This window comes from Sphingobacterium sp. SGG-5, assembly GCF_011043525.1.
GTDB lineage: Bacteria > Bacteroidota > Bacteroidia > Sphingobacteriales > Sphingobacteriaceae > Sphingobacterium.
The window spans coordinates 1-18,985 of the sequence record NZ_JAAKGO010000017.1 but is presented as its reverse complement, the minus strand read 5'-3'; the positions used below and the strand labels follow the sequence as shown (position 1 = coordinate 18,985).

At 43.6% G+C, this 18,985-nt stretch carries 18 protein-coding genes; 16 read left to right on the top strand and 2 right to left on the bottom strand.

Translation table 11 applies throughout. The features are described from left to right. Window positions 1-5: 5 nt before the first annotated feature. From G5B30_RS17000 to priA, 9 genes are all read left to right on the top strand, one after another. Window positions 6-1,733, top strand: a complete 1,728-nt coding sequence (locus G5B30_RS17000; RefSeq protein ID WP_165321210.1) for a hypothetical protein — start codon at window positions 6-8, stop codon at window positions 1,731-1,733. 46 nt (window positions 1,734-1,779) lie between these two features. Beyond that, window positions 1,780-2,892: a hypothetical protein gene (locus tag G5B30_RS16995; protein ID WP_165321209.1), complete on the top strand. Its 1,113-nt coding sequence runs from the start codon at window positions 1,780-1,782 to the stop codon at window positions 2,890-2,892. Window positions 2,893-2,914: 22 nt separating this feature from the next. Further along, complete coding sequence (locus tag G5B30_RS16990) at window positions 2,915-3,616, top strand: MotA/TolQ/ExbB proton channel family protein (protein ID WP_165321208.1); 702 nt, start codon at window positions 2,915-2,917, stop codon at window positions 3,614-3,616. 96 nt (window positions 3,617-3,712) lie between these two features. Then, window positions 3,713-4,120 carry an ExbD/TolR family protein gene (locus tag G5B30_RS16985; protein WP_165321207.1) on the top strand — a complete coding sequence of 136 codons (408 nt, stop codon included), beginning with the start codon at window positions 3,713-3,715 and terminating at the stop codon, window positions 4,118-4,120. A gap of 72 nt (window positions 4,121-4,192) precedes the next feature. Then, on the top strand, window positions 4,193-5,017 hold the full coding sequence (locus G5B30_RS16980) for an energy transducer TonB (RefSeq protein WP_165321216.1): 825 nt from the start codon (window positions 4,193-4,195) through the stop codon (window positions 5,015-5,017). 235 nt (window positions 5,018-5,252) lie between these two features. Beyond that, window positions 5,253-6,545, top strand: a complete 1,293-nt coding sequence (locus G5B30_RS16975) for a bifunctional folylpolyglutamate synthase/dihydrofolate synthase (protein ID WP_165321206.1) — start codon at window positions 5,253-5,255, stop codon at window positions 6,543-6,545. Between the two features lie 77 nt (window positions 6,546-6,622). After that, a complete protein-coding gene (locus tag G5B30_RS16970; protein WP_165321205.1) occupies window positions 6,623-6,859 on the top strand; it encodes a hypothetical protein in 237 nt (78 codons plus the stop codon). Next, window positions 6,841-7,140 carry a type II toxin-antitoxin system RelE/ParE family toxin gene (locus G5B30_RS17600; RefSeq protein WP_165321204.1) on the top strand — a complete coding sequence of 100 codons (300 nt, stop codon included), beginning with the start codon at window positions 6,841-6,843 and terminating at the stop codon, window positions 7,138-7,140. The genes G5B30_RS16970 and G5B30_RS17600 overlap by 19 nt, the downstream gene beginning before the upstream one ends. 8 nt (window positions 7,141-7,148) lie before the next feature. Continuing rightward, window positions 7,149-9,626 (top strand): primosomal protein N', encoded by a 2,478-nt coding sequence (gene priA / locus G5B30_RS16960; RefSeq protein ID WP_165321203.1) that lies wholly within the window; start codon window positions 7,149-7,151, stop codon window positions 9,624-9,626. 6 nt (window positions 9,627-9,632) lie between these two features. Here the strand turns inward: priA and G5B30_RS16955 are convergent, their stop codons facing one another. After that, window positions 9,633-10,481 (bottom strand): DUF4886 domain-containing protein, encoded by an 849-nt coding sequence (locus G5B30_RS16955; protein WP_165321202.1) that lies wholly within the window; start codon window positions 10,479-10,481, stop codon window positions 9,633-9,635. A gap of 189 nt (window positions 10,482-10,670) precedes the next feature. On the opposite strand from G5B30_RS16955, the gene G5B30_RS16950 reads away from it, so the two are divergent. Both G5B30_RS16950 and G5B30_RS16945 read left to right on the top strand, forming a co-directional pair. Beyond that, on the top strand, window positions 10,671-11,327 hold the full coding sequence (locus G5B30_RS16950) for a protein-L-isoaspartate(D-aspartate) O-methyltransferase (protein ID WP_165321201.1): 657 nt from the start codon (window positions 10,671-10,673) through the stop codon (window positions 11,325-11,327). Window positions 11,328-11,344: 17 nt separating this feature from the next. Continuing rightward, entirely contained in the window at window positions 11,345-13,168 is a 1,824-nt protein-coding gene (locus tag G5B30_RS16945) for a MutS-related protein (protein ID WP_240903248.1), read from the top strand. Here G5B30_RS16945 and smpB read toward each other — a convergent pair. Beyond that, on the bottom strand, window positions 13,165-13,620 hold the full coding sequence (smpB, locus tag G5B30_RS16940; protein ID WP_165321199.1) for an SsrA-binding protein SmpB: 456 nt from the start codon (window positions 13,618-13,620) through the stop codon (window positions 13,165-13,167). The genes G5B30_RS16945 and smpB overlap by 4 nt on opposite strands. A 320-nt stretch (window positions 13,621-13,940) precedes the next feature. On the opposite strand from smpB, the gene spt reads away from it, so the two are divergent. Genes spt through G5B30_RS16915 form a run of 5 tightly spaced genes read left to right on the top strand, consistent with a single transcriptional unit; the run spans window position 13,941 to window position 18,396 of the window. Then, entirely contained in the window at window positions 13,941-15,149 is a 1,209-nt protein-coding gene (gene spt, locus G5B30_RS16935; protein WP_165321198.1) for a serine palmitoyltransferase, read from the top strand. A 17-nt stretch (window positions 15,150-15,166) separates the two neighbouring features. Then, on the top strand, window positions 15,167-16,288 hold the full coding sequence (locus G5B30_RS16930; protein WP_165321197.1) for a hypothetical protein: 1,122 nt from the start codon (window positions 15,167-15,169) through the stop codon (window positions 16,286-16,288). A gap of 18 nt (window positions 16,289-16,306) precedes the next feature. Further along, on the top strand, window positions 16,307-17,302 hold the full coding sequence (locus G5B30_RS16925; protein ID WP_165321196.1) for an NAD-dependent epimerase/dehydratase family protein: 996 nt from the start codon (window positions 16,307-16,309) through the stop codon (window positions 17,300-17,302). Between the two features lie 9 nt (window positions 17,303-17,311). Further along, the gene (locus G5B30_RS16920; protein WP_317164358.1) at window positions 17,312-18,010 is read left to right on the top strand and encodes a CDP-alcohol phosphatidyltransferase family protein; all 699 of its coding nucleotides are present in this window, start codon (window positions 17,312-17,314) and stop codon (window positions 18,008-18,010) included. Continuing rightward, window positions 18,010-18,396: a GtrA family protein gene (locus G5B30_RS16915; RefSeq protein WP_165321195.1), complete on the top strand. Its 387-nt coding sequence runs from the start codon at window positions 18,010-18,012 to the stop codon at window positions 18,394-18,396. Before G5B30_RS16920 ends, G5B30_RS16915 begins: the two co-directional genes overlap by 1 nt. The last annotated feature ends 589 nt before the right edge of the window (window positions 18,397-18,985 follow it).

Sequence of the window (18,985 nt, the reverse complement as noted above, 5' to 3'; positions counted from 1 at the left end):
TACAGATGAAGGTGCTTAAAACTGCTTTTAAGAATTGTGCTATTGTAGCATTGTTACTCGGAATGGGACATCAGGCCTGGTCGCAAGAGGATACGGTTCAGCAACCGGTGACAATTGATTCGTTCAATATCGTGCGGGATTACAAACCTATTCTTGCGGATGCGGTTAAAATTCGCCAAAGCCCCGATATGACGAACAAACGGAGCTATATGCCGAAGATGAACTACGGCAATATTGTGGACAAAAAGTTGGATATCAATACCGGATTGAAGGAGCTGCGGGTGCAAGAACTGCCGTTTACGCGGAAGGAAGATATTACCAGCAATTATGTGAAACTTGGGATCGGTAATTTCGGAACAATTCTGGGAGAAGCTTATATTGCGGTGGAGGATTACGAGGATATCCGTTTTGGTGGATTTGTGAAGCATCTTAATCAGAAGGGAAGTTTAGAACAACAGAAGTTCTCGCGGCAGGAGGTAGGCGTATTTGGTCGTCGGGTATTGCCTTATTTTACGGTCGATGGAACGTTGGGGTATAACCGATATGCGACGCGCTTCTATGGCATACCGTTGTCCGATGATGGGCAGACACTGAATCCGGCAAAGGAGCCGCAGCGCTTTAATGATATTTACTTTACGGGAGAGCTGACCAGCAATTTTGATCCGCAGAATGAGGAAGCTTTTTCGTATTCGGCCAAACTGGATGCCTATACGTTTAAGGATAAATTCACCTCAAAAGAGAATTCGCTGGCCTTATCGGCTTACGTGAATAAGCGGGTGCGTACGTTTAATGTGGGGGCTAATGTGGCGGTGGATGTGAATGCACTGCAAGGGACATCTAATACGGCCAATGATGGCAAGCTGAATAACTCCGTGGCGAATATCAACCCGTACATCAGTTTCAAAGGCGCGAACTATACTTTGACCTTTGGGGCCAATCTCGTGTCTGAATTCGGTGACAGCAGCCGGTTCAATATTTTTCCATCGGCCGAAATTGATTTCTCTTTGGTGCCGGAATACATTCATCTCTTTGGTGGAGTCAACGGTGGGGTGAAGAAGGCCTCCTATCGGGCATTTTCACAACTTAATCCGTATTTAGGTCCCGATCAGGAGTATCGGAATGCTGTCGAGCGGCTGAACTTCTTCGGAGGTATCAAAGGTAACGCCGGAGCAACCTTTGGCTACAAAGCCAAGGTCATTTATAAATCGATTGAAGGGATGCCGCTGTTTATCAACAGTAAGGAAACTCCTTTCCAATTTGATCTCATCTATGATGGTAATGCGGACGACCGGGTGAAGTATGTGGGTATTGAAGGCGAGGTAAATGTGAGGCTTTCGGAACTGGTCAATCTGGGGGGACGTCTTAACTTAGATGGTTATACCATGGCAGCGAAAGAGGAGGCTTGGTTTACACCGGCTCTCCGACTGGCGGCAAATGCGCGTTTTAATATTTCGGAAAAGCTATATATTGATGCAGAGGCCTTATTCCATGATGTGTCGTATGGCAAAGCGTATACGTATGATACGTCTGTAGATCCGATATCCATTTCAACGGATCAAAAGGCAACTCTGCCTTCGTTTTTTGACTTAAGTGGTGGCGCGGAGTATAAAGCACTTTCGAATCTGGGTGTCTTTATCCGGGTAAATAATATCTTTAATAAGGAGTATCAGCGCTATTTGTATTATCCGAAATTAGGTTTTAATTTAATCGGGGGGCTAAACTTTTCGTTTTAAGGATAGAACGTTTAAATTTGCAGTTCTGATCCAATAAAAATTGTACATGAATTTAGGTAAGCACATATACATTTTACTGAAAACCGAAACGGCAGTCTACGTGGAAGGGTTGGGTGTATTTCGAAAAATGCATACACCTTCGGCTTTTGATACTGCGAAAAATGTGTTTTTGCCACCTGTTCAATATATAGAGTTTGATAGCGAAGCGACGGAGGGATACAATTTAATACATTATCTGCAACAGACAGGATCGTGTAGTCCGGAGGAAGCGACAGCACAGCTGGGCGCAGCGGTCACAGTGCTCAAGAACGAAATTGCTTCCACAGGGCAAGCTTTACTAGAGAATTTAGGGCATTTGGTAGGATACGGCACAGGCTATGTCTTTAAACCTCTTGATCTGAGCGGTTTTAGTTTGGGGCCGGTCGTGTCGACAACAGAACCGATAGTTCCCGAGACGGAAGCGACAGAGGCCTTAGTTCCGGATGAACCTGTTGTTGAGGACGAGCCCCTTCCGACAACTGCCGAACCGGTAGAGGCCGTGATCCCGGAAGAAACTGTACAGTCAGCGGAAGAAGAGGTGCAGGGGCAGGAAACACAGGATATAGCAGCTGCAGGTATTGTTGAAGAGGAGCTGATAACAGAACAACCCACATCGGGTAACCGCTCCTTTATTTATGGGCTGGTAGCGGCTATTGCCTTATTGGCATTGGCAGGTTTATATTACTACTACCAGTATTATACCGATATCCCACGGTATACGGCGCAAAATACGGTAAAGCCGATAGAAGAAGAATTTATTATGCCCGTGGATACGGCCTCCGTTTTAGAAGATACATTGACAACCCCGATAGACACAGCAGAACAGCTTGTGGAAGGTGAGGAAACCCCTGTTGTCGATGAGCCAAGGGTAGAGCATAAATACGCGATTGTCATCGGTACCCATCGCACATTGGCGCAGGCATATGAGGAAGCGGAAGCTTTTAATAAGGATGGACATGAGTCCGTACGGGTGCTTACACCTAATTTAGCAAAGAATTTAAAAAAGGTCATCTGGGATACCTACCCGACGAAAGAAGAACGGGATTCTGCATTACAATATGTGAGAAAACACGTGAAAACGGATGCTTGGCCAACCGTATTAAATAGAAACAACGAATAACAACAAATATTAAGAGAACATTATGTCATTACTACAAGACGCTGTACCCGTAGACACCTTAAACCAAGTACAACAACAAGCTGTTCAATTGGTGACGCAGGAAGAGAATCTGAATCTTATCCAATTATTGATGAAGGGGGGCTGGATCATGATTCCCATCATTGGGCTGTTCTTTTTGGCTTTGGTGATCTTTATCGAACGTTATATTACTATTCGGAATGCGTCCAAGGCCGACAGCGGTTTGATGGGCCAGATCAAGAGTAACGTATTAAGTGGAAAATTGGATTCGGCCATAGCGGTCTGTCGCTCGAACAATTCGGCGTTGGCGCGGATGTTGCAAAAAGGGTTGACGCGTGTCGGACGGCCGATCAAAGATATTGAGGCGGCTATCGAAAACGCGGGCAAGCTGGAGGTCTCCCGCTTGGAAAAAAACATTAATATCTTGGGTATTGTAGCGGGTATCGCGCCAATGCTTGGTTTCGTCGGTACAATCTTTGGGGTTATCCAGATTTTCCGTGAGGTGGAGCTGGCGGGGGGAATCGATATTGCTACGGTATCAGGAGGTCTGTATGTGAAGATGATTACATCGGCCTCGGGTTTGGCGATTGGTATCATGGCTTATATCGGCTATCATATCTTAAATATGATGGTAGAGCGTTTGATTCTGAGAATGGAGACCGAAGCGGTCGAATTTATTGATTTATTGGATGAACCGGGGGTGTAGTTGGATGTGCAATAGGAGTATTGCGTATAGCGATACGCGCCTGCCTGTGGTAGGCAGGTATTGTGATTTGAGGGTTTGGAAAATTTAATTTGAGCAATGAATTTACGAAATAGAAGAAATAAACCAGCGGCTGAAGTGCATACGGCAGCATTGAACGATATCATGTTCTTCCTGATGTTGTTCTTCCTACTGGCTTCTGCGGTGGCTAATCCACAGGTGGTCAAATTGCTGTTGCCACGTTCCAGCGCAGGAGAACAATCCGTCGCAAAGAAAACAGTTACAGTGTCGATCACAAGCGACTTACAGTACCATGTTGATAAACAAGTGGTGCCTTTTGATATTATGGAGCCTACATTAAAATCGATGTTGAATCCGAATGAGGAAGTTACCATCATGTTGTATGCGGATAGTACCGTGCCGATTCAGAATGTTATATCCGTGATGGATGTGGCCAATAAGCTGAAAATAAAACTGGTGCTGGCGACCGAGCCGAAAAAGAATTGAGCATATCGATTTAACGGTTTAATGGATTAAACAAACGATCCTTTGAACAGTCGAATAAATTTAGAGTGGAATATGTATTATCAATATAAAGAAGAAAACAATATGCCGAAGGCACTGGGGTATTCTACCCTGGTGATGGTGTTGCTGTTGGTTATCGGCTTCTTCATTGTATTTGGTCGGCCGGAATTGGAACAATATGGTATGGGCGGGATCATTGTCAATTACGGTACCACAGAAGAAGGCATGGGTGACGATTATATGAATATTGAGGAACCTTCGGTGGATGAAAATGCCAATAATGTAAGACCCGATCGGGTTGTTCCAACGGAGACCCCAACACCTACACCTACGCAACAGGTCTCGGATAAGGCAGTAGCTACGCAAGATATGGAGGATGCCCCTGCGGTGACCAAGGCAGAAAAACCCGTGAAAACCACAGCTCCCGAAACCACAAAGGAAACCAAAAACAGTACACCCGCGATCAACACCAATGCCTTGTATAAAGGTAAAAAGAATGATGGCAGCGGATCAGGCGACGGTACCGGATCCACCCCCGGCAATCAGGGATCTGCATTAGGCGATCCTTTGGCCAGTAACTATGGCGACGGAGGTTCGGGATTTGGTGATCAACCGATTTCTTTAGAAAGTAGAGTTTGGGCTGTACGACCAAGAATCCAAGATGATGGTCAGTTTAGTGGTGTCGTTGTATCGGAAGTGACTATTGATAGAAACGGAAACGTCATCAACGTACGCTCCGGTGTAAAAGGAACTACATATTCCTCCTCTTCCGTCAACGAAATGTTGAATAGAGAGTTGCGAAAAGGAAAATTCAATGCCATCCCAAATGCACCAGCACGACGGACTGTTTTGATCCGGATAGAATTCAAATTAAGGTAAACATATCTATAGGTCGTCGGTTATCTATATAGAGTGGGTTTGGTTTGAGATTATAATAAAAATATAAGCAAGATAGATAAAAGCAAGAACCGTTCACTCTATCAAAAAGTCGCCTCAGCGGGTCGGCGATTGTAAGAATGGTGAACCTTTGTGCCGAGCCGGTACAGCGACGAGTTTTGCTTACTTTTGCGGCCAAAAGTAAGTGCCAGTCCGGCACAGGACAAAAAAATAACTTATGAAAACTTACCCTGAGGTCCTCGATTACCTATACACGCGATTACCGATATTTACCCGTGATGGTGCTTCCGCATATAAGAAGGACCTCGATCGCACACTGACATTATGCAAAGCCATAGGCAATCCGCAGGACACTTTTAAAACCATTCACGTTGCCGGAACGAACGGTAAAGGCTCGTCTTCCCATATGCTGGCCGCAATCTTGGCATCAGCGGGATATAAAACAGGTCTTTATACCTCTCCCCATCTGGTCGACTTCCGGGAGCGTATCCGTGTAAACGGCGAATGGATTGATGCCCAATTCGTCATGGACTATGTCAACACCCAGAAAGACCTTATCGAAGACATACAACCTTCCTTTTTTGAAGTGACCGTCGCGATGGCATTTGATTATTTCGCCAAACAAGAAGTCGATATCGCTATTGTGGAAGTCGGGTTAGGCGGACGGCTGGACAGTACCAATATTATTCACCCCGAGGTATCGCTAATCACCAATATCGGGATGGATCACATGAATATTTTGGGCAATACGCTGGAAGAAATTGCGCAGGAGAAGGCGGGCATCATCAAGCAAGATACGCCGGTAGTTATTTCCGAAACACATCCCTCGACGGAGCCGATCTTTAAAAAGACAGCTCATACTTTAAATGCTCCCATTGTATTTGCCGACCAGCAATATCGTCTTGAAGTGATTGAGCGGACAGCAGAGCAACAAAGACTTGAAATCTGCGCAATAGAAGGTGCCTGTGGAGAGTTTACATTAGATTTGACCGGCTCCTATCAATGTAAAAATATCTTGGGCGTATTGGCGGTTGTCGACATTTTGCAGGAGAAGGGGTGGGTGCTCCCCGGATCTTTTGTGACCGAAGCACTGGCTCATGTAAAAAGACTGACCGGACTACAGGGACGTTGGCAGGTACTGTCTACAGATCCACTTATGATTTGTGATACCGGGCATAATGAAGATGGTATCAAGGAAGTCGTGCGCAATCTGGCGTATGTGTCCCACCAGAAGCTCCATATCGTGATCGGTGCGATGAAAGACAAAGACCTGGATCACATGTTGCCTTACCTACCAAAAGATGCAGCGTATTATTTTGCCAGTCCGAATACACCACGTGCCATGGACGCAGAAGAGCTGGCGGCTAAAGCCGAAGGGTATGGCCTAAAGGGACAAATATGTGATTCTGTTGCGGAAGCCGTCAATGTGGCCACATCGAAATACAGTCCCGGAGACCTGATTTTTATTGGTGGTAGCAATTTTGTCGTCGCAGAAGTGTTAGGGAAATAAATTCCTTTTATATTCTGCACATTAAGTTGCATATAAAAATGAATTTATTTAGGTTTGATAGGCTAAAGCTTTATATTATGTCAACAGCTGAATTGAAAATAAGTGTAATACATAAGATAACAAATTTGACGGACACGCGTATTGTTGAACAGATACAGCGGTTATTGGATTTTGAATTGGAAGAAGGTATTTATTCTCTTTCAAAGGAACAAATAGCGAGAATTACAGAAGCTCGTGAGGAGTATGCCGCGGGAAAAGTTATATCTGAAAAACAAGCAAATTCGGAGATTGATAAATGGCTAAGCGAAAGATAGTCTGGACCGAAAAAGCTAATCTGGAGCGAAAAGAAATTCTCGAATATTGGATAAATCGAAATAAATCTAAATCATTCAGCGTAAAACTGAATCGATTAATCATCAGCGATTTAAAGCTCTTATCTTTAAGTCCTTTTATTGGCAGGAAAACTAAAATAGAAAATGTGCGGGTAAAGATAGTTCGTGATTACTTGATATTTTACGAAATCCTCAAAGAAGAAATCTTAGTACTTACCGTTTGGGACGGAAGAAGAGATTCCAAGACATTGACTATAAAATAAAGTAGCGTATGTCCGAAGCCGAACTTTTTGTGGATAAAGAAACCCGCTTTGTCGAGGTGATATTGTCGCTGTCGATTGCCAAAACCTATACCTATAGGGTGCCTTTCGATATGTCTGATCGCGTTCGGATAGGATCGCGTGTCATTGTTCAGTTTGGAAAGAACAAAATTTATGCAGCTCTTGTCCGTGCTATATCAACCTTGGCACCTGAAAAATATGAAGCAAAATACATTCTCGATGTTGTCGATGATACGCCGATAGTGAACGACCGACAATTCCAGCTGTGGGATTGGATTGCAGGGTATTACATGTGTCATTTAGGCGAGGTCATGCAGGCCGCATTGCCGGCAGCACTTAAAATGGCCTCCGAAACAAAAGTTATCGCTGCCGATAATGCCGATTTCGATCGCTCGATATTGTCGGATAAAGCCTTTTTGATATTAGAAGCTTTGGACGTTGCCGGCGAACTACGTATTTCGGATATTGCTAAAATCCTCGGACAGAAGACCGTTTTCCCACTACTCAAATCACTTTTTGAAAAAGGTTTTATCTTAATTTCGGAAGAAATCAAGGAAAGATACCGGCCAAAGGTCAAAACTTTTCTGGCGCTGGCCAGTGTGTATGCCGATTCAGAAGGCCTCCGACAGGTGTTGGATAGTTTGAATAGAGCGCCGAAGCAGCAAGATGCCTTGTTGGCTTTTCTCCAGCTCCGCAAGCAGCAACAGGAGGTCAGTCGTCAAGATGTTATGGAAGCATCCGGTTGTGGGGCTGCAGCGATTACGGCATTGATCGATAAAGGTGTCTTTGAGCCACAAAAAAAGGCGGTGAGCCGCTTCGCCGGAACGGATGTGTTGGTCGAAAGGGATTTTGTACTGAGTGACCCACAATCGTTGGCGTTAGCACAGATCCGAAAATATTTTACGGAAAAAGATGTGGTGTTGTTGCATGGCGTGACAGCATCAGGTAAAACCCAGCTGTATATACGTCTGATTGAAGAGGCTTTCAGCCGAGGCGAGAGTGTTCTTTATTTGTTGCCCGAAATTGCATTAACCACACAGATTACAGAACGATTAAAGCTGCATTTCGGCGATAAGTTAGGTGTTTATCATTCCAAATTCAACGACAACGAACGGGCGGAAGTGTGGCATAAAGTATTGAAAAATGAGTTTAACGTAGTCGTAGGTGCGCGTTCTTCTGTTTTTTTACCTTTTGCGAATCTGGGGTTGGTTATTGTGGATGAAGAACATGAGAGCTCGTATAAGCAATTTGATCCGGCACCGCGTTATCATGCCCGGGATACCGCAATTTATCTGGCCCATCTTCATCAGGCTAACGTGTTATTAGGTTCTGCGACACCGTCGATTGAAAGTTATTACAATGCCAAAGCGGGTAAATATGGGCTGGTGCAACTGTTGCAGCGCTTCGGTGATGCACAGCTACCACAAATGGAAATTGTCAATATCGCAGAAGCCAGCCGGAAGGAGGAGATGCGGAGCTATTTTAGCACGACGTTGCTGGAAAATATAACAGAAGCTGTAGCCCGTAAGGAACAGGTTATTCTGTTTCAGAATAGAAGAGGGCACACGACGTTTCTGCAATGCAGCACCTGTGGTTATGTCGCTAAATGTGTGAACTGTGATGTCAGTATGACGTATCATAAGACGTCGGATCTGTTGCACTGTCATTACTGTGGACATCATGAAAATCCTATTCACGTATGTCCGGCCTGTGGAATGCCGCATCTGGAGAGCAAGGGTTATGGAACAGAACGTATCGAAGAGGAGCTGGAAATACTATTGCCCGATATCCGCATAGGTCGGTTAGACCTGGACTCCACAAAGGGTAAGTATGGCTTTGAGAAGATTATAAGTGCCTTTGATGACCATGAGTTTGATATCCTGATCGGCACGCAAATGGTGGCCAAAGGTCTTGATTTTGGACGGGTAAGTTTAATCGGTGTCATCAACGCCGATGGAATAATCAACTTCCCTGACTTCAGGGCTTATGAGCGGGCTTTTTCGCTCTTCGAGCAAGTATCCGGTCGAGCAGGCAGGCGTAATCAGGAAGGTAAGGTCATTATACAGACCTATTCACCGGGGCATAGGGTAATCGAACAGGTTATTCAGCATGACTATGAAGGAATGTTCCTACAGGAAATTACCGAACGGAAGAATTTCCATTATCCGCCTTTTGTACGGCTTATTCGTTTAGATGTCAAACACAACGACCAACAGAAAACACAAGACTCCGCACAGAAACTTGCCAACGCTTTGCGGGAGCAATTGGGAGACCGAGTGTTGGGGCCTGAGCCTCCATTAGTGGGGCGTGTACGCAATTATTATATCCAGACGATCACACTTAAGATCGAACGTGTCCATCTCAATATCGCCAAGGTAAAGGACCTCATCCGGAATACACTGGTTCTTTTTGAGTTGGACAAAAAGAATGCTGGTGTTTATGTACAGATTGATGTAGATCCTTATTAAAAAGGACTATAATTTTATTTTAGATACTTTAAACGGTTTTTTAACCGCCTTATGTGCCGCTTCCTTTGCTATTTTCGCTTCCAGCGCCGAAATCTTTTCCGGCTGACAAGGGTTTTGACGGACATCTTCGTTAAATAGCTTTTCATACCAGGCACAGGCGACGGTAAATCGACCGTAAGTCAGTTGCAGATGAAAACCATCTCTGGTGAAATGATCGCCGATACTGGACGTACGCGCATTTTGTATGGACGTTCCTGCCGGAACAATAAAGGCAAAAGCTTTGGACTTGTCGATGCGTTTTGTAACGTCCATAATGCTTTTGTACATCGTAGTTTGATCCTTATTATAATTGGCGAAGCCTTTATGTTTCGAATCTTGCTGGTAAGCCCAGGTCTGGTGGTATATCAATTTGGCGTTCGGGGCAAGGGATTGTACATACGAAATTAACTTCGGCAGATCTTTCATAATCACATCATACTGACCAGAGAAGGAACTGGCTTGTTGCAGGCTGATGTAATCCCAGTTTTCATTGCCGATAGCTTCCGCTAAGCTGACGTTTTTTGTCACGTTTTTCTCTCCATCCAGATTGATTTTCCGATAGGAATAGGCTTTCTTATCCGCTGTGGCATTTTTGACATGCAGCACGATGGGAGCGCCTCCTATATACATATTCCCGATGATGATCTTTTTATTACCCGCTTTGGCAATATCGTAAAGAAAATGCTCCACGGCGTCGTCGGAAAAGCTGTTTCCTATAGCCAATACCTTTAAAATTCCATCATCGCTCGATTGTTGAGCGGATGTGTTTGTAAAAAAGAAAACGGTAATGGTAAATAATAGAATGATTTTTTTCATCGGTATATAGTTTGTTTGTTTAATGGTGATGAAGCTATCAGATTTATTCATCTTGCTGAATCGTTTGTATAAATCTGATGGTTTCATATCCGAAATTAAAGATAGACGCGCATATATGCAAAATAAAAGCAATGAATTTTGCATTTAGTCCATGCAAGTCTGCTTTAACAATGGTATTTTTGGGGAATCATGGCCTATAGATTTGTCGACAATTACAGAGAAAAAGGAGCAAGAAAGCAGTTGGTTCACCATTTGGAGAAACGCGGTATTCAGGATAAAGCCGTTTTAAAGGCCATAGGGAAGGTTCCTCGTCATTTCTTCTTTGACGAAACGTTTTGGAATCAGGCCTATCGGGATATTGCATTTCCCATCGGCGACGGACAGACGATCTCGCAACCCTATACCGTTGCGTATCAGTCGGAGCTGCTGCATGTGAAGAAAGGTGACCGGGTATTGGAAATCGGGACGGGATCAGGGTATCAGACCTGTATTCTGCTCGAATTGGGTGCAGAGGTGTTTACCATTGAAAGGCAGGAGGCACTGTATAATCGAACGGTAGTTGTGCTTCCTTATATGGGATACAAACCTCATTTTTTTCTGGGTGATGGTTCTAAAGGTATTCCTGAACATGCACCTTATGATAAAATTATCGTTACGGCAGGTGCGCCTTTTGTGCCGGAGGTCATGTTAGGTCAGTTGAAGTTAGGCGGACTATTGGTCATTCCCGTAGGAGATGAGAAAGAACAGAAAATGGTGACCATTCTCCGTGTCGGGGAGAATGATTTTGAACGCATAGAATTAGATACATTTCGCTTTGTCCCGTTGGTGGGCGATAAAGCATGGTAGTAACAGCAATGATAATTATGAGAGCTATTTACACGAATAACGTCCGCATTAAAAAGGAAGAGATTGCTGTTTTAGAAAAAAAAATAAATACGAACAGTATATTTCGACTCGTTACGATTGTCGTTGGTGGGGCGTTGCTTTTTCAGGTGTTCCAATGGAATAATATCTGGATATTATTGGCCACCGTACTGGCTATCGTGCTCGGGTTTGTGGCTTTGGTGAGAAGGCAGAGTGTTTTGGAGAAACAGCTTCATGGTAAACAAGCGCTGCTGCGCGTGAACCAAAATGAGCTTGATCTGATGGATAGTGGTGATAATATGTATGAAGATGGCAACCAGTTTGATGATCCAAAGCATCCCTATGTGTCCGATCTGGATGTATTTGGTTCATCGTCCTTGTTTGCGAAAGTCAATCGAGCAGCAACTTCCAGCGGTGTGGTACGGTTGGCGACCTGGTTTCTGTCCTCTTCCACGAAAGAAATGGTGGAAAAAAGACAGCTGGCGGCGGAGGAACTGTCTACAAAAATGGAATGGTGTCAGGAGTTTCAATCCAGGCTGCTCTTTAATCTGAACCAAAAAGCCGATATCAAAGCTTTTCTGTCCAATTATCTAAAAGAGGAGGGATTGAAATTCGGAAATACATTTATGCGATTGTATGTTCCTTTTGCACCATTTCTTGTATTAGGATCACTATTGGTTTCTATATTCTTTTACCCCATTTGGGGGTATATAGCCGGGTTGGGTGTACTTCATTTGTTGTGGACCATGGGACTTGGGGGGAAAGTCAGTTTCTTCTCCAATCGTATCGACAAGATCGGAAATACGCTGATCGCCTATTCGGATGCGATCAAGTTGGTGGAGCGTGAGCAGTTTGACGCCGCGTTGAATGCGGATCTGCAACAAAGGTTACATACGAAGAAAGAACACGTATTGTCAGATGCGTTTAAAGAATTGGGTACATTGATCGACAAGCTAGATGCCCGTAATAACCTTCTGGTGGGAGCGCTATTAAATATGATATTTCTTTGGGATTTCAGGCAGGTATTGGCGATCATGAAATGGAAAGAAAATTATGGCGTAAATGTGCTGGAAAGTTTTGATACCATCGCTAAAGTGGAGGCTTTGGTGAGCTTAGCTACTTTGCGGCGCAATAATCCCACCTGGAGTAAGCCCGTTATAGTAGACGATGTCTCTTCCGGTCGTATATATGCAGAGGCGATCAACCACCCGCTGATTATAGAAGAGAAAGCAGTAGCCAATGATTATGATGCCGGACAACATCAGATTGCGTTGATAACCGGATCTAATATGGCGGGAAAAAGTACCTTTTTACGTACTGTGGGACTCAATGCTGTGCTGGCCTATGCAGGCGCCGTAGTCTGTGCGACGAAATTGCACTTACCTATCTATCGTTTGGTAACCTATATGCGTATTAAAGATAATCTGAGTGAAAGCACATCTACCTTTAAGGCGGAGATCGACCGTATGAAATTTATTCTGGGGACGATAGAAGTGACCGATGACAGCTATTTCCTAATTGATGAGATGTTACGTGGGACAAATTCTGTGGATAAGTATTTAGGATCGAAGGCCATCATCAAAAAATTGATCGAAATGGAAGGAAAGGGAATGGTTGCGACCCATGATTTGCAGCTGGCTTCGTTAGAAGACGAATACCCAACGTTGATCAAAAACTTTCATTTTGATATACAGGTGGCCGATGGAGAGATGCTGTTCGACTATAAACTCAAAAACGGTAAATGTACGGTTTTCAATGCTTCCATGCTTTTGAAAGGTATTGGTATAGATGTCGGTGTACTACGTGTGGATCACACCGATTAGCGTTTCATCGCCCGATCCAGCTCACGCTTCGATTCTCGTTCTTTGATCGTTTCCCGTTTGTCAAAATCTTTTTTGCCCTGTGCTAAAGCGATTTCTACCTTCGCGAAACCACGCTCGCTGATAAACATCTTTAAGGGCACGATGGTGAAGCCTTTCTCTTCACCTTTTTCTTTCAATTTTTTAAGTTCTTTTTTGGTCAATAGCAGTTTGCGATCCCTTTTTGCTTCGTGGTTGTAAAATGAACCGAAAGAATATTCAGCGATATGCATGTTCCGGATATATAATCCATCTTCAAAAAAAGCACAGAAACTGTCATTGATATTAGCCTTCCCTTCTCGGATGGATTTAATTTCAGTACCCAAAAGTTGAATTCCAGCTATATATGTATCTAAAATATGGTATTCAAAAGAAGCTCGTTTATTTTTGATGTGAATGTGCTTAGCTAACGCCATATAAACTATATTTGTCCAGCAAAGTTAAACATTTTAGGGTTAAGGTCTAACTATAAAAGTTAATCTGCTATTGCAGTTTCATTAACAATAATTTAACTTTATGAGATTTATATGTGTTTTCTATTACAATAAATAAGTTGAAGTTTTTGTATGTTTGCACGGCTTTTGAATTAACGAATGTATTAAGACAGACAAAAAGATTACAGCACGTTGCTATTTTTAACAAATAAAGGCGTAATGAGCCGTGTAGTCTTTTTTGACGTTTATCTATTTATAGTCAAAAAGTAGGAAGTGTTTTTACAACAAAAAGAATTACCTGTATGAGCAAGGGAAAGTTAAGCGAAATAACATCCAGGTTCTTAAAAAAAGAACTTGAACCAATCAAATCCAGTGATTTATACGCCTATTTTAGACCCATCCAATCGCGGCAGGATACTGAAGTACAGATCGACGGGAAGCGGGTCTTAATGTTTGGTTCGAATTCCTATTTAGGGTTAACGACAGACGCACGGATTATTGAGGCGTCACAACAGGCTTTATCCAAATACGGAACGGGTTGTGCCGGATCTCGGTTTTTGAATGGAACATTAGATATTCACGTGGAGCTGGAAGAACAGCTGGCCGATTATGTAGGTAAGGAAGCTGCTGTCTTATTCAGTACAGGCTTTCAGTCTAATTTAGGACCTTTGTCCTGTCTTACGGGTCGTAACGATTACATTTTATTGGACGATCGGAATCATGCTTCGCTTATTGATGGTAGTCGCTTGTCATTTTCTAAAGTAATTAAGTATGCCCATAATGATATGGACGACTTGCGGTCGAAAATCAGCAGACTTCCAGAAGATAGCTTTAAATTGATTGCTACGGACGGGATATTCTCGATGGAGGGTGATATTGTCAAGTTGCCCGAACTCGTGCAGGTGGCTGAAGAATATGATGCCGCGATATTGTGTGATGATGCACACAGTCTGGGAGTTATTGGCGAGCGAGGTGCAGGTACTGCGAGTCATTTTGGACTCACAGATAAGGTCGATCTCATTATGGGGACCTTTAGCAAATCTTTGGCCTCATTGGGTGGTTTTGTTGCAGCGGATAAAGATACGATCGAATTCTTGAAACATAAGGCGCGCTCGTTGATGTTTAGTGCAAGTATGACACCGGCGTCTGTAGCTTCTACATTAAAAGCATTGGAGATTATTCGCACCGAACCGGAGCATATGGAGCGTTTATGGGCAAATACACACTATGCCAAGAAATTGTTATTGGAAAGTGGCTTTGACTTAGGTGCAACGGAAAGTCCGATTCTTCCGATCTTTGTTCGGAATAATGAGAAGACTTATATCGTGACAAAGATGCTTCAGGAGTATGGAGTTTTTGTCAATCCGGTAGTCGCACCGGCCGTACCTGCGGAGGAGTCGCTCATACGCTTCTCCTTGATGGCAACACATTCTTTCGCCCAGATAGAGGAGGCCGTGGAAAAGATGACCAAAGTGTTCCAATCCTTAGAAATAGAAAGAGCAGTTATTTAATTCTAAAAATTTACAACATGATTACGATCATACCAGTTGAAACAAAGAAGCAGCGAGCAAAGTTTATCGATTTCCCGCACGATTTGTATCAGAATGATCCTAATTATGTTCCAGAATTATTTTTGGCGCAGGAAGATCTGCTTAACCCATCAAAACATCCATTTTACAAACACTCTGCCGCTCAACTTTTTTTAGCCTACCGCGATGGAAATATTGTTGGACGTATTGCAGCTATCTGGAATGTCAATCATAACACCTTCAATCAGGTCCGGGAGGGACAGTTTGGATTTTTTGATTGTATAAACGACCAAGAGGTCGCAGACAAGTTGCTTTCGGCAGCAAAAGATTGGATAAAAGCAAAAGGCGGTGATACGATGGTAGGCCCTGTCAATCTGACGACCAATGATACATGTGGATTGTTGGTGGAAGGGTTTGATCGTCCACCGATGGCCATGATGCCCTATAATTATCCGTATTATCAGGAACTGATTACGGGTTCCGCTTTCACAAAGAAGATTGATCTCCGGGCTTATCTTATATCTCCAGATAAGGCAAGTAGGCGCTCCGTATTGTTGTTGGATAAGTTAGAAGCCCGATTAAAACGTTCTGGAATAATCTTGCGCGAGATTAATCTTAAAGATTTCAAAAATGAGGCTGCAAAAATCAAGGCCGTCTATAACAAGGCCTGGGATAAAAATTTAGGCTTTGTGCCGATGACGGACGAAGAGTTCAATTTTACCGCGAAAGACTTAAAGATGATTGTGGATCCGAAGTATTGTATCTTGGCGGAGAAGGATGATGAAATTGTCGGTTTTGTAGTGGGGATTCCTAACATCAATGAAGTATTGATCAAAATAAAAAGGGGACGGCTATTGCCTACCGGTATTTTCAAACTGCTGTTTGGCAAGAAGAAGATAAAGTCGTTGCGGGTGCTGATGTTGGGCGTCTTGGAGAATTATAGGAAGCTGGGCATAGAAGCATGTCTGTATGGCTCTCTTATTAGAAACGCTACACCTTCGGGTATCGTAGAGGCGGAATGCTCCTGGATGTTGGATGATAACTATCTCATGAATCATGCGATTGAGCAAATCAACGCCGAATTCTATAAACGTTACCGGCTTTTTGAAAAAGCTATCTGATGAAAACTTCCGTTTCTCATGAAGAAAATACTCATTACAGGAGCTAGCGGTTTCATAGGGTATCATCTTGTTATGGCGGCAAAGGCGAGCGGACTGGAGGTGCATGCCGCGGTTAGGAAGACCAGCAATATCGAAGATATCAGTCCGTTTGTAGACAAATTTGTATACCTTGATCTTACGAATACCGAAGCCTTACAGCGCGTATTTGAGCAAGAACAATACCACTATATCATTCATGCCGCAGCATTGACGAAAGCGAAAGAGGAAAAGGATATGCTGGAAGTTAATGTGGGATACACAGAACGTATCTTGCAGGCTGCATTTCATGCACAAATTCCCTTGGAACGAGTGTCATATGTGAGCAGTTTGGCTGCTTTAGGGCCGATCGGTTATGATGCCGGCACATTGATGGATGAGTCAGTACCGTATCGACCGTTGACAGTTTACGGCAGGAGCAAGCAGGCATCGGAAATGATGATCCGTGAAAAATTTGGTGATAAGGCCATTTCGGTATTCAGACCCACAGCTGTGTACGGTCCGCGTGAAAGGGATATTTTTTTGGTTTTTGAGGCAATGAATAAGGGATTGGATCTTTATATTGGTGGTAAGCCCCAACGGCTGAGCTTTATTTACGTGAAAGACCTTGTAGATGCCTTATTGCGGGGGTGTATACAGCCGCAGGAAGGATTACAATTTTACAATATTACAGATGGAGAGGTCTATTCCCGATACAGGATGTCGGAGGTGTTCCGTGAAGTCTTCCAAAAGAAGATGTGGCGTGTACATGTGCCGTTCAGGATGGTAAAGGCCGTAGCTCATATTTCGCAGCGGCTATACCGTAATTCTTCGAAAACGCCTGTGATCTATCCGGAACGCTTAAGCGAGTTGACTGCTGAAAACTGGGGGTGTGATATTTCCAAAGCGAGGGATATATTAGGTTTTAGCCCTTCTTATGATCTGGAAAGAGGTTTAAGAGAGACTTTGCTGTGGTACAGGGAGAACAATTGGCTTTAAATTAAGTGAATGATGAGTGGACAAAAGATTAATAAAAAGTTGTTTTTAGATAGAAAACGTACAAATATTTTAAGTGAACCGGAGCAGAAATTGATCTCTTATCTGGTGCCAAAAATTCCAGGCTGGATATCTTCGGATGGACTTACGGCAATCGGTTTTTTTGGTTCACTGATGATCTTGGTTAGCTTTCTATTGGCAGAGTATGTCGATCGGAATTTGTTGCTGCTCGCTATTCCCGGCTTTTTTGTGCAATGGTTTGGTGATTCGTTAGATGGTCGTATTGCCTATTATCGCAACAAATCGCGTAAATGGTATGGTTTTGCCTTGGATATCGTGATGGATTGGGTAAGTACGGTATTTATCGGGCTCGGCTATATTTTCTATACGGTAGGTGATTTTAAGTACCTCGGTTTTGCTTTGGTAGCACTGTATGGTTGGGCGATGATTATTTCGCAGCTACGTTATAGAATTACGGATAAATATACGATAGATGCAGGGTTGATGGGGCCGACAGAGATACGTGTCGTTATCTGTTTGGTACTTTTGTTGGAGGTTGTCGTGAAAGGAACGTTAGATTACAGTGTATTGGGGATATGTATTATATTATTCTGTATTAATGTGGTGGACACAAAAAAGCTGTTAGCGTTAGGAGATGCAAAAGACAAAGAGGAGAAACTAGCCAAGCAGCATGCTGAAGAAATAAAGTAATGTCATTTAAGCTAAAAGAGTTCTTAAGGGCCCAATTGTCGGCTTTTATCGGAGGACTTTCCGATCTTGGGATTTACTCGTTTTGCTATAAAATATTAGTCATCTCAGCCCCTTTTTCCAATGCAATAAGTGGCAGTCTGGGGGCAATCGTCAATTTTACCATCAACCGGTATTGGTCGTTTAACAATACCGAACAGTCAGTACAAAGCCAGTTATGGAAATTTATTCTGGTTGTAATAGGAAGTATTACGTTAAAATCAATAGGAATTCACTTTTTTGTTGATATCTGGAATTGGCACTTTATCCTCTCAAAGCTCATAGTGGAGCTTGTGGTTTCCTTAGGCTTCAACTTTACTTTACAAAAACTTTGGGTATTTAAGAGGTAAATAACTATATCCTTTCTCCTGACCAACTTCTGACCAACTTCTGCCTTTCCGTTACCCTGCTCCGGCGCTGCTCCGACACGGCTCCGACGTGCGTCGGAGCGACGTCGAAGCCGCGTCGAAGCGGCCCCGAAGGAAGGGCGAACAAGGTCAGAAGAAAGGGACAACAGAGCGTTCTTATCCTGCGTCGAAAAAAATATATGTTTCACCTCCAGTGGTTTACGGGGCGGGTCCGTTGGGATCTATCTTTTTGTTTGCTGCTGCGGTAAAGAATCGCTACCTTTGCATTCCGCTCCGCAAGGGGGCGCAGGGTCTATGGATCACTGAAAAGGAACAGGAGGCACGGGTCTTTCACCCGTCCAAAAAATAAAAGAGATTATTTTTTGGAAAAGCTAAAAAAGTTTCTACCTTTGCAATCCCGTCGGCGCAAGGCCGTCGGAAGAGAGAAGAAAATAAGCCTTTTAAAAGGGGCCTAAGATACAGGAAAGCCGAAGCGCGAGCGGAGGCGCAGGAGTTCTTTAAGGAAATGATCATGTAGCGTAACGGGTAACCGTTCCGGTTGGACATCTGCGGCACGCTGCAGTTACTGTCT

What these genes read in the sequence shown, in the direction of transcription:
- G5B30_RS16980 (WP_165321216.1), top strand. Translation starts at nt 4,193, where the DNA reads ATGTATTATCAATATAAAGAAGAAAACAATATGCCGAAGGCACTGGGG.
- G5B30_RS16930 (WP_165321197.1), top strand. Translation starts at nt 15,167, where the DNA reads ATGATTACGATCATACCAGTTGAAACAAAGAAGCAGCGAGCAAAGTTT.
- G5B30_RS16920 (WP_317164358.1), top strand. Translation starts at nt 17,312, where the DNA reads ATGATGAGTGGACAAAAGATTAATAAAAAGTTGTTTTTAGATAGAAAA.
- smpB (WP_165321199.1), bottom strand. Translation starts at nt 13,620, where the DNA reads ATGGCGTTAGCTAAGCACATTCACATCAAAAATAAACGAGCTTCTTTT.
- G5B30_RS16950 (WP_165321201.1), top strand. Translation starts at nt 10,671, where the DNA reads ATGGCCTATAGATTTGTCGACAATTACAGAGAAAAAGGAGCAAGAAAG.
- G5B30_RS16995 (WP_165321209.1), top strand. Translation starts at nt 1,780, where the DNA reads ATGAATTTAGGTAAGCACATATACATTTTACTGAAAACCGAAACGGCA.
- priA (WP_165321203.1), top strand. Translation starts at nt 7,149, where the DNA reads ATGTCCGAAGCCGAACTTTTTGTGGATAAAGAAACCCGCTTTGTCGAG.
- G5B30_RS16975 (WP_165321206.1), top strand. Translation starts at nt 5,253, where the DNA reads ATGAAAACTTACCCTGAGGTCCTCGATTACCTATACACGCGATTACCG.
- G5B30_RS16915 (WP_165321195.1), top strand. Translation starts at nt 18,010, where the DNA reads ATGTCATTTAAGCTAAAAGAGTTCTTAAGGGCCCAATTGTCGGCTTTT.
- spt (WP_165321198.1), top strand. Translation starts at nt 13,941, where the DNA reads ATGAGCAAGGGAAAGTTAAGCGAAATAACATCCAGGTTCTTAAAAAAA.
- G5B30_RS16945 (WP_240903248.1), top strand. Translation starts at nt 11,345, where the DNA reads ATGAGAGCTATTTACACGAATAACGTCCGCATTAAAAAGGAAGAGATT.
- G5B30_RS16990 (WP_165321208.1), top strand. Translation starts at nt 2,915, where the DNA reads ATGTCATTACTACAAGACGCTGTACCCGTAGACACCTTAAACCAAGTA.
- G5B30_RS16955 (WP_165321202.1), bottom strand. Translation starts at nt 10,481, where the DNA reads ATGAAAAAAATCATTCTATTATTTACCATTACCGTTTTCTTTTTTACA.
- G5B30_RS16925 (WP_165321196.1), top strand. Translation starts at nt 16,307, where the DNA reads ATGAAGAAAATACTCATTACAGGAGCTAGCGGTTTCATAGGGTATCAT.
- G5B30_RS16985 (WP_165321207.1), top strand. Translation starts at nt 3,713, where the DNA reads ATGAATTTACGAAATAGAAGAAATAAACCAGCGGCTGAAGTGCATACG.
- G5B30_RS17000 (WP_165321210.1), top strand. Translation starts at nt 6, where the DNA reads ATGAAGGTGCTTAAAACTGCTTTTAAGAATTGTGCTATTGTAGCATTG.
- G5B30_RS17600 (WP_165321204.1), top strand. Translation starts at nt 6,841, where the DNA reads ATGGCTAAGCGAAAGATAGTCTGGACCGAAAAAGCTAATCTGGAGCGA.
- G5B30_RS16970 (WP_165321205.1), top strand. Translation starts at nt 6,623, where the DNA reads ATGTCAACAGCTGAATTGAAAATAAGTGTAATACATAAGATAACAAAT.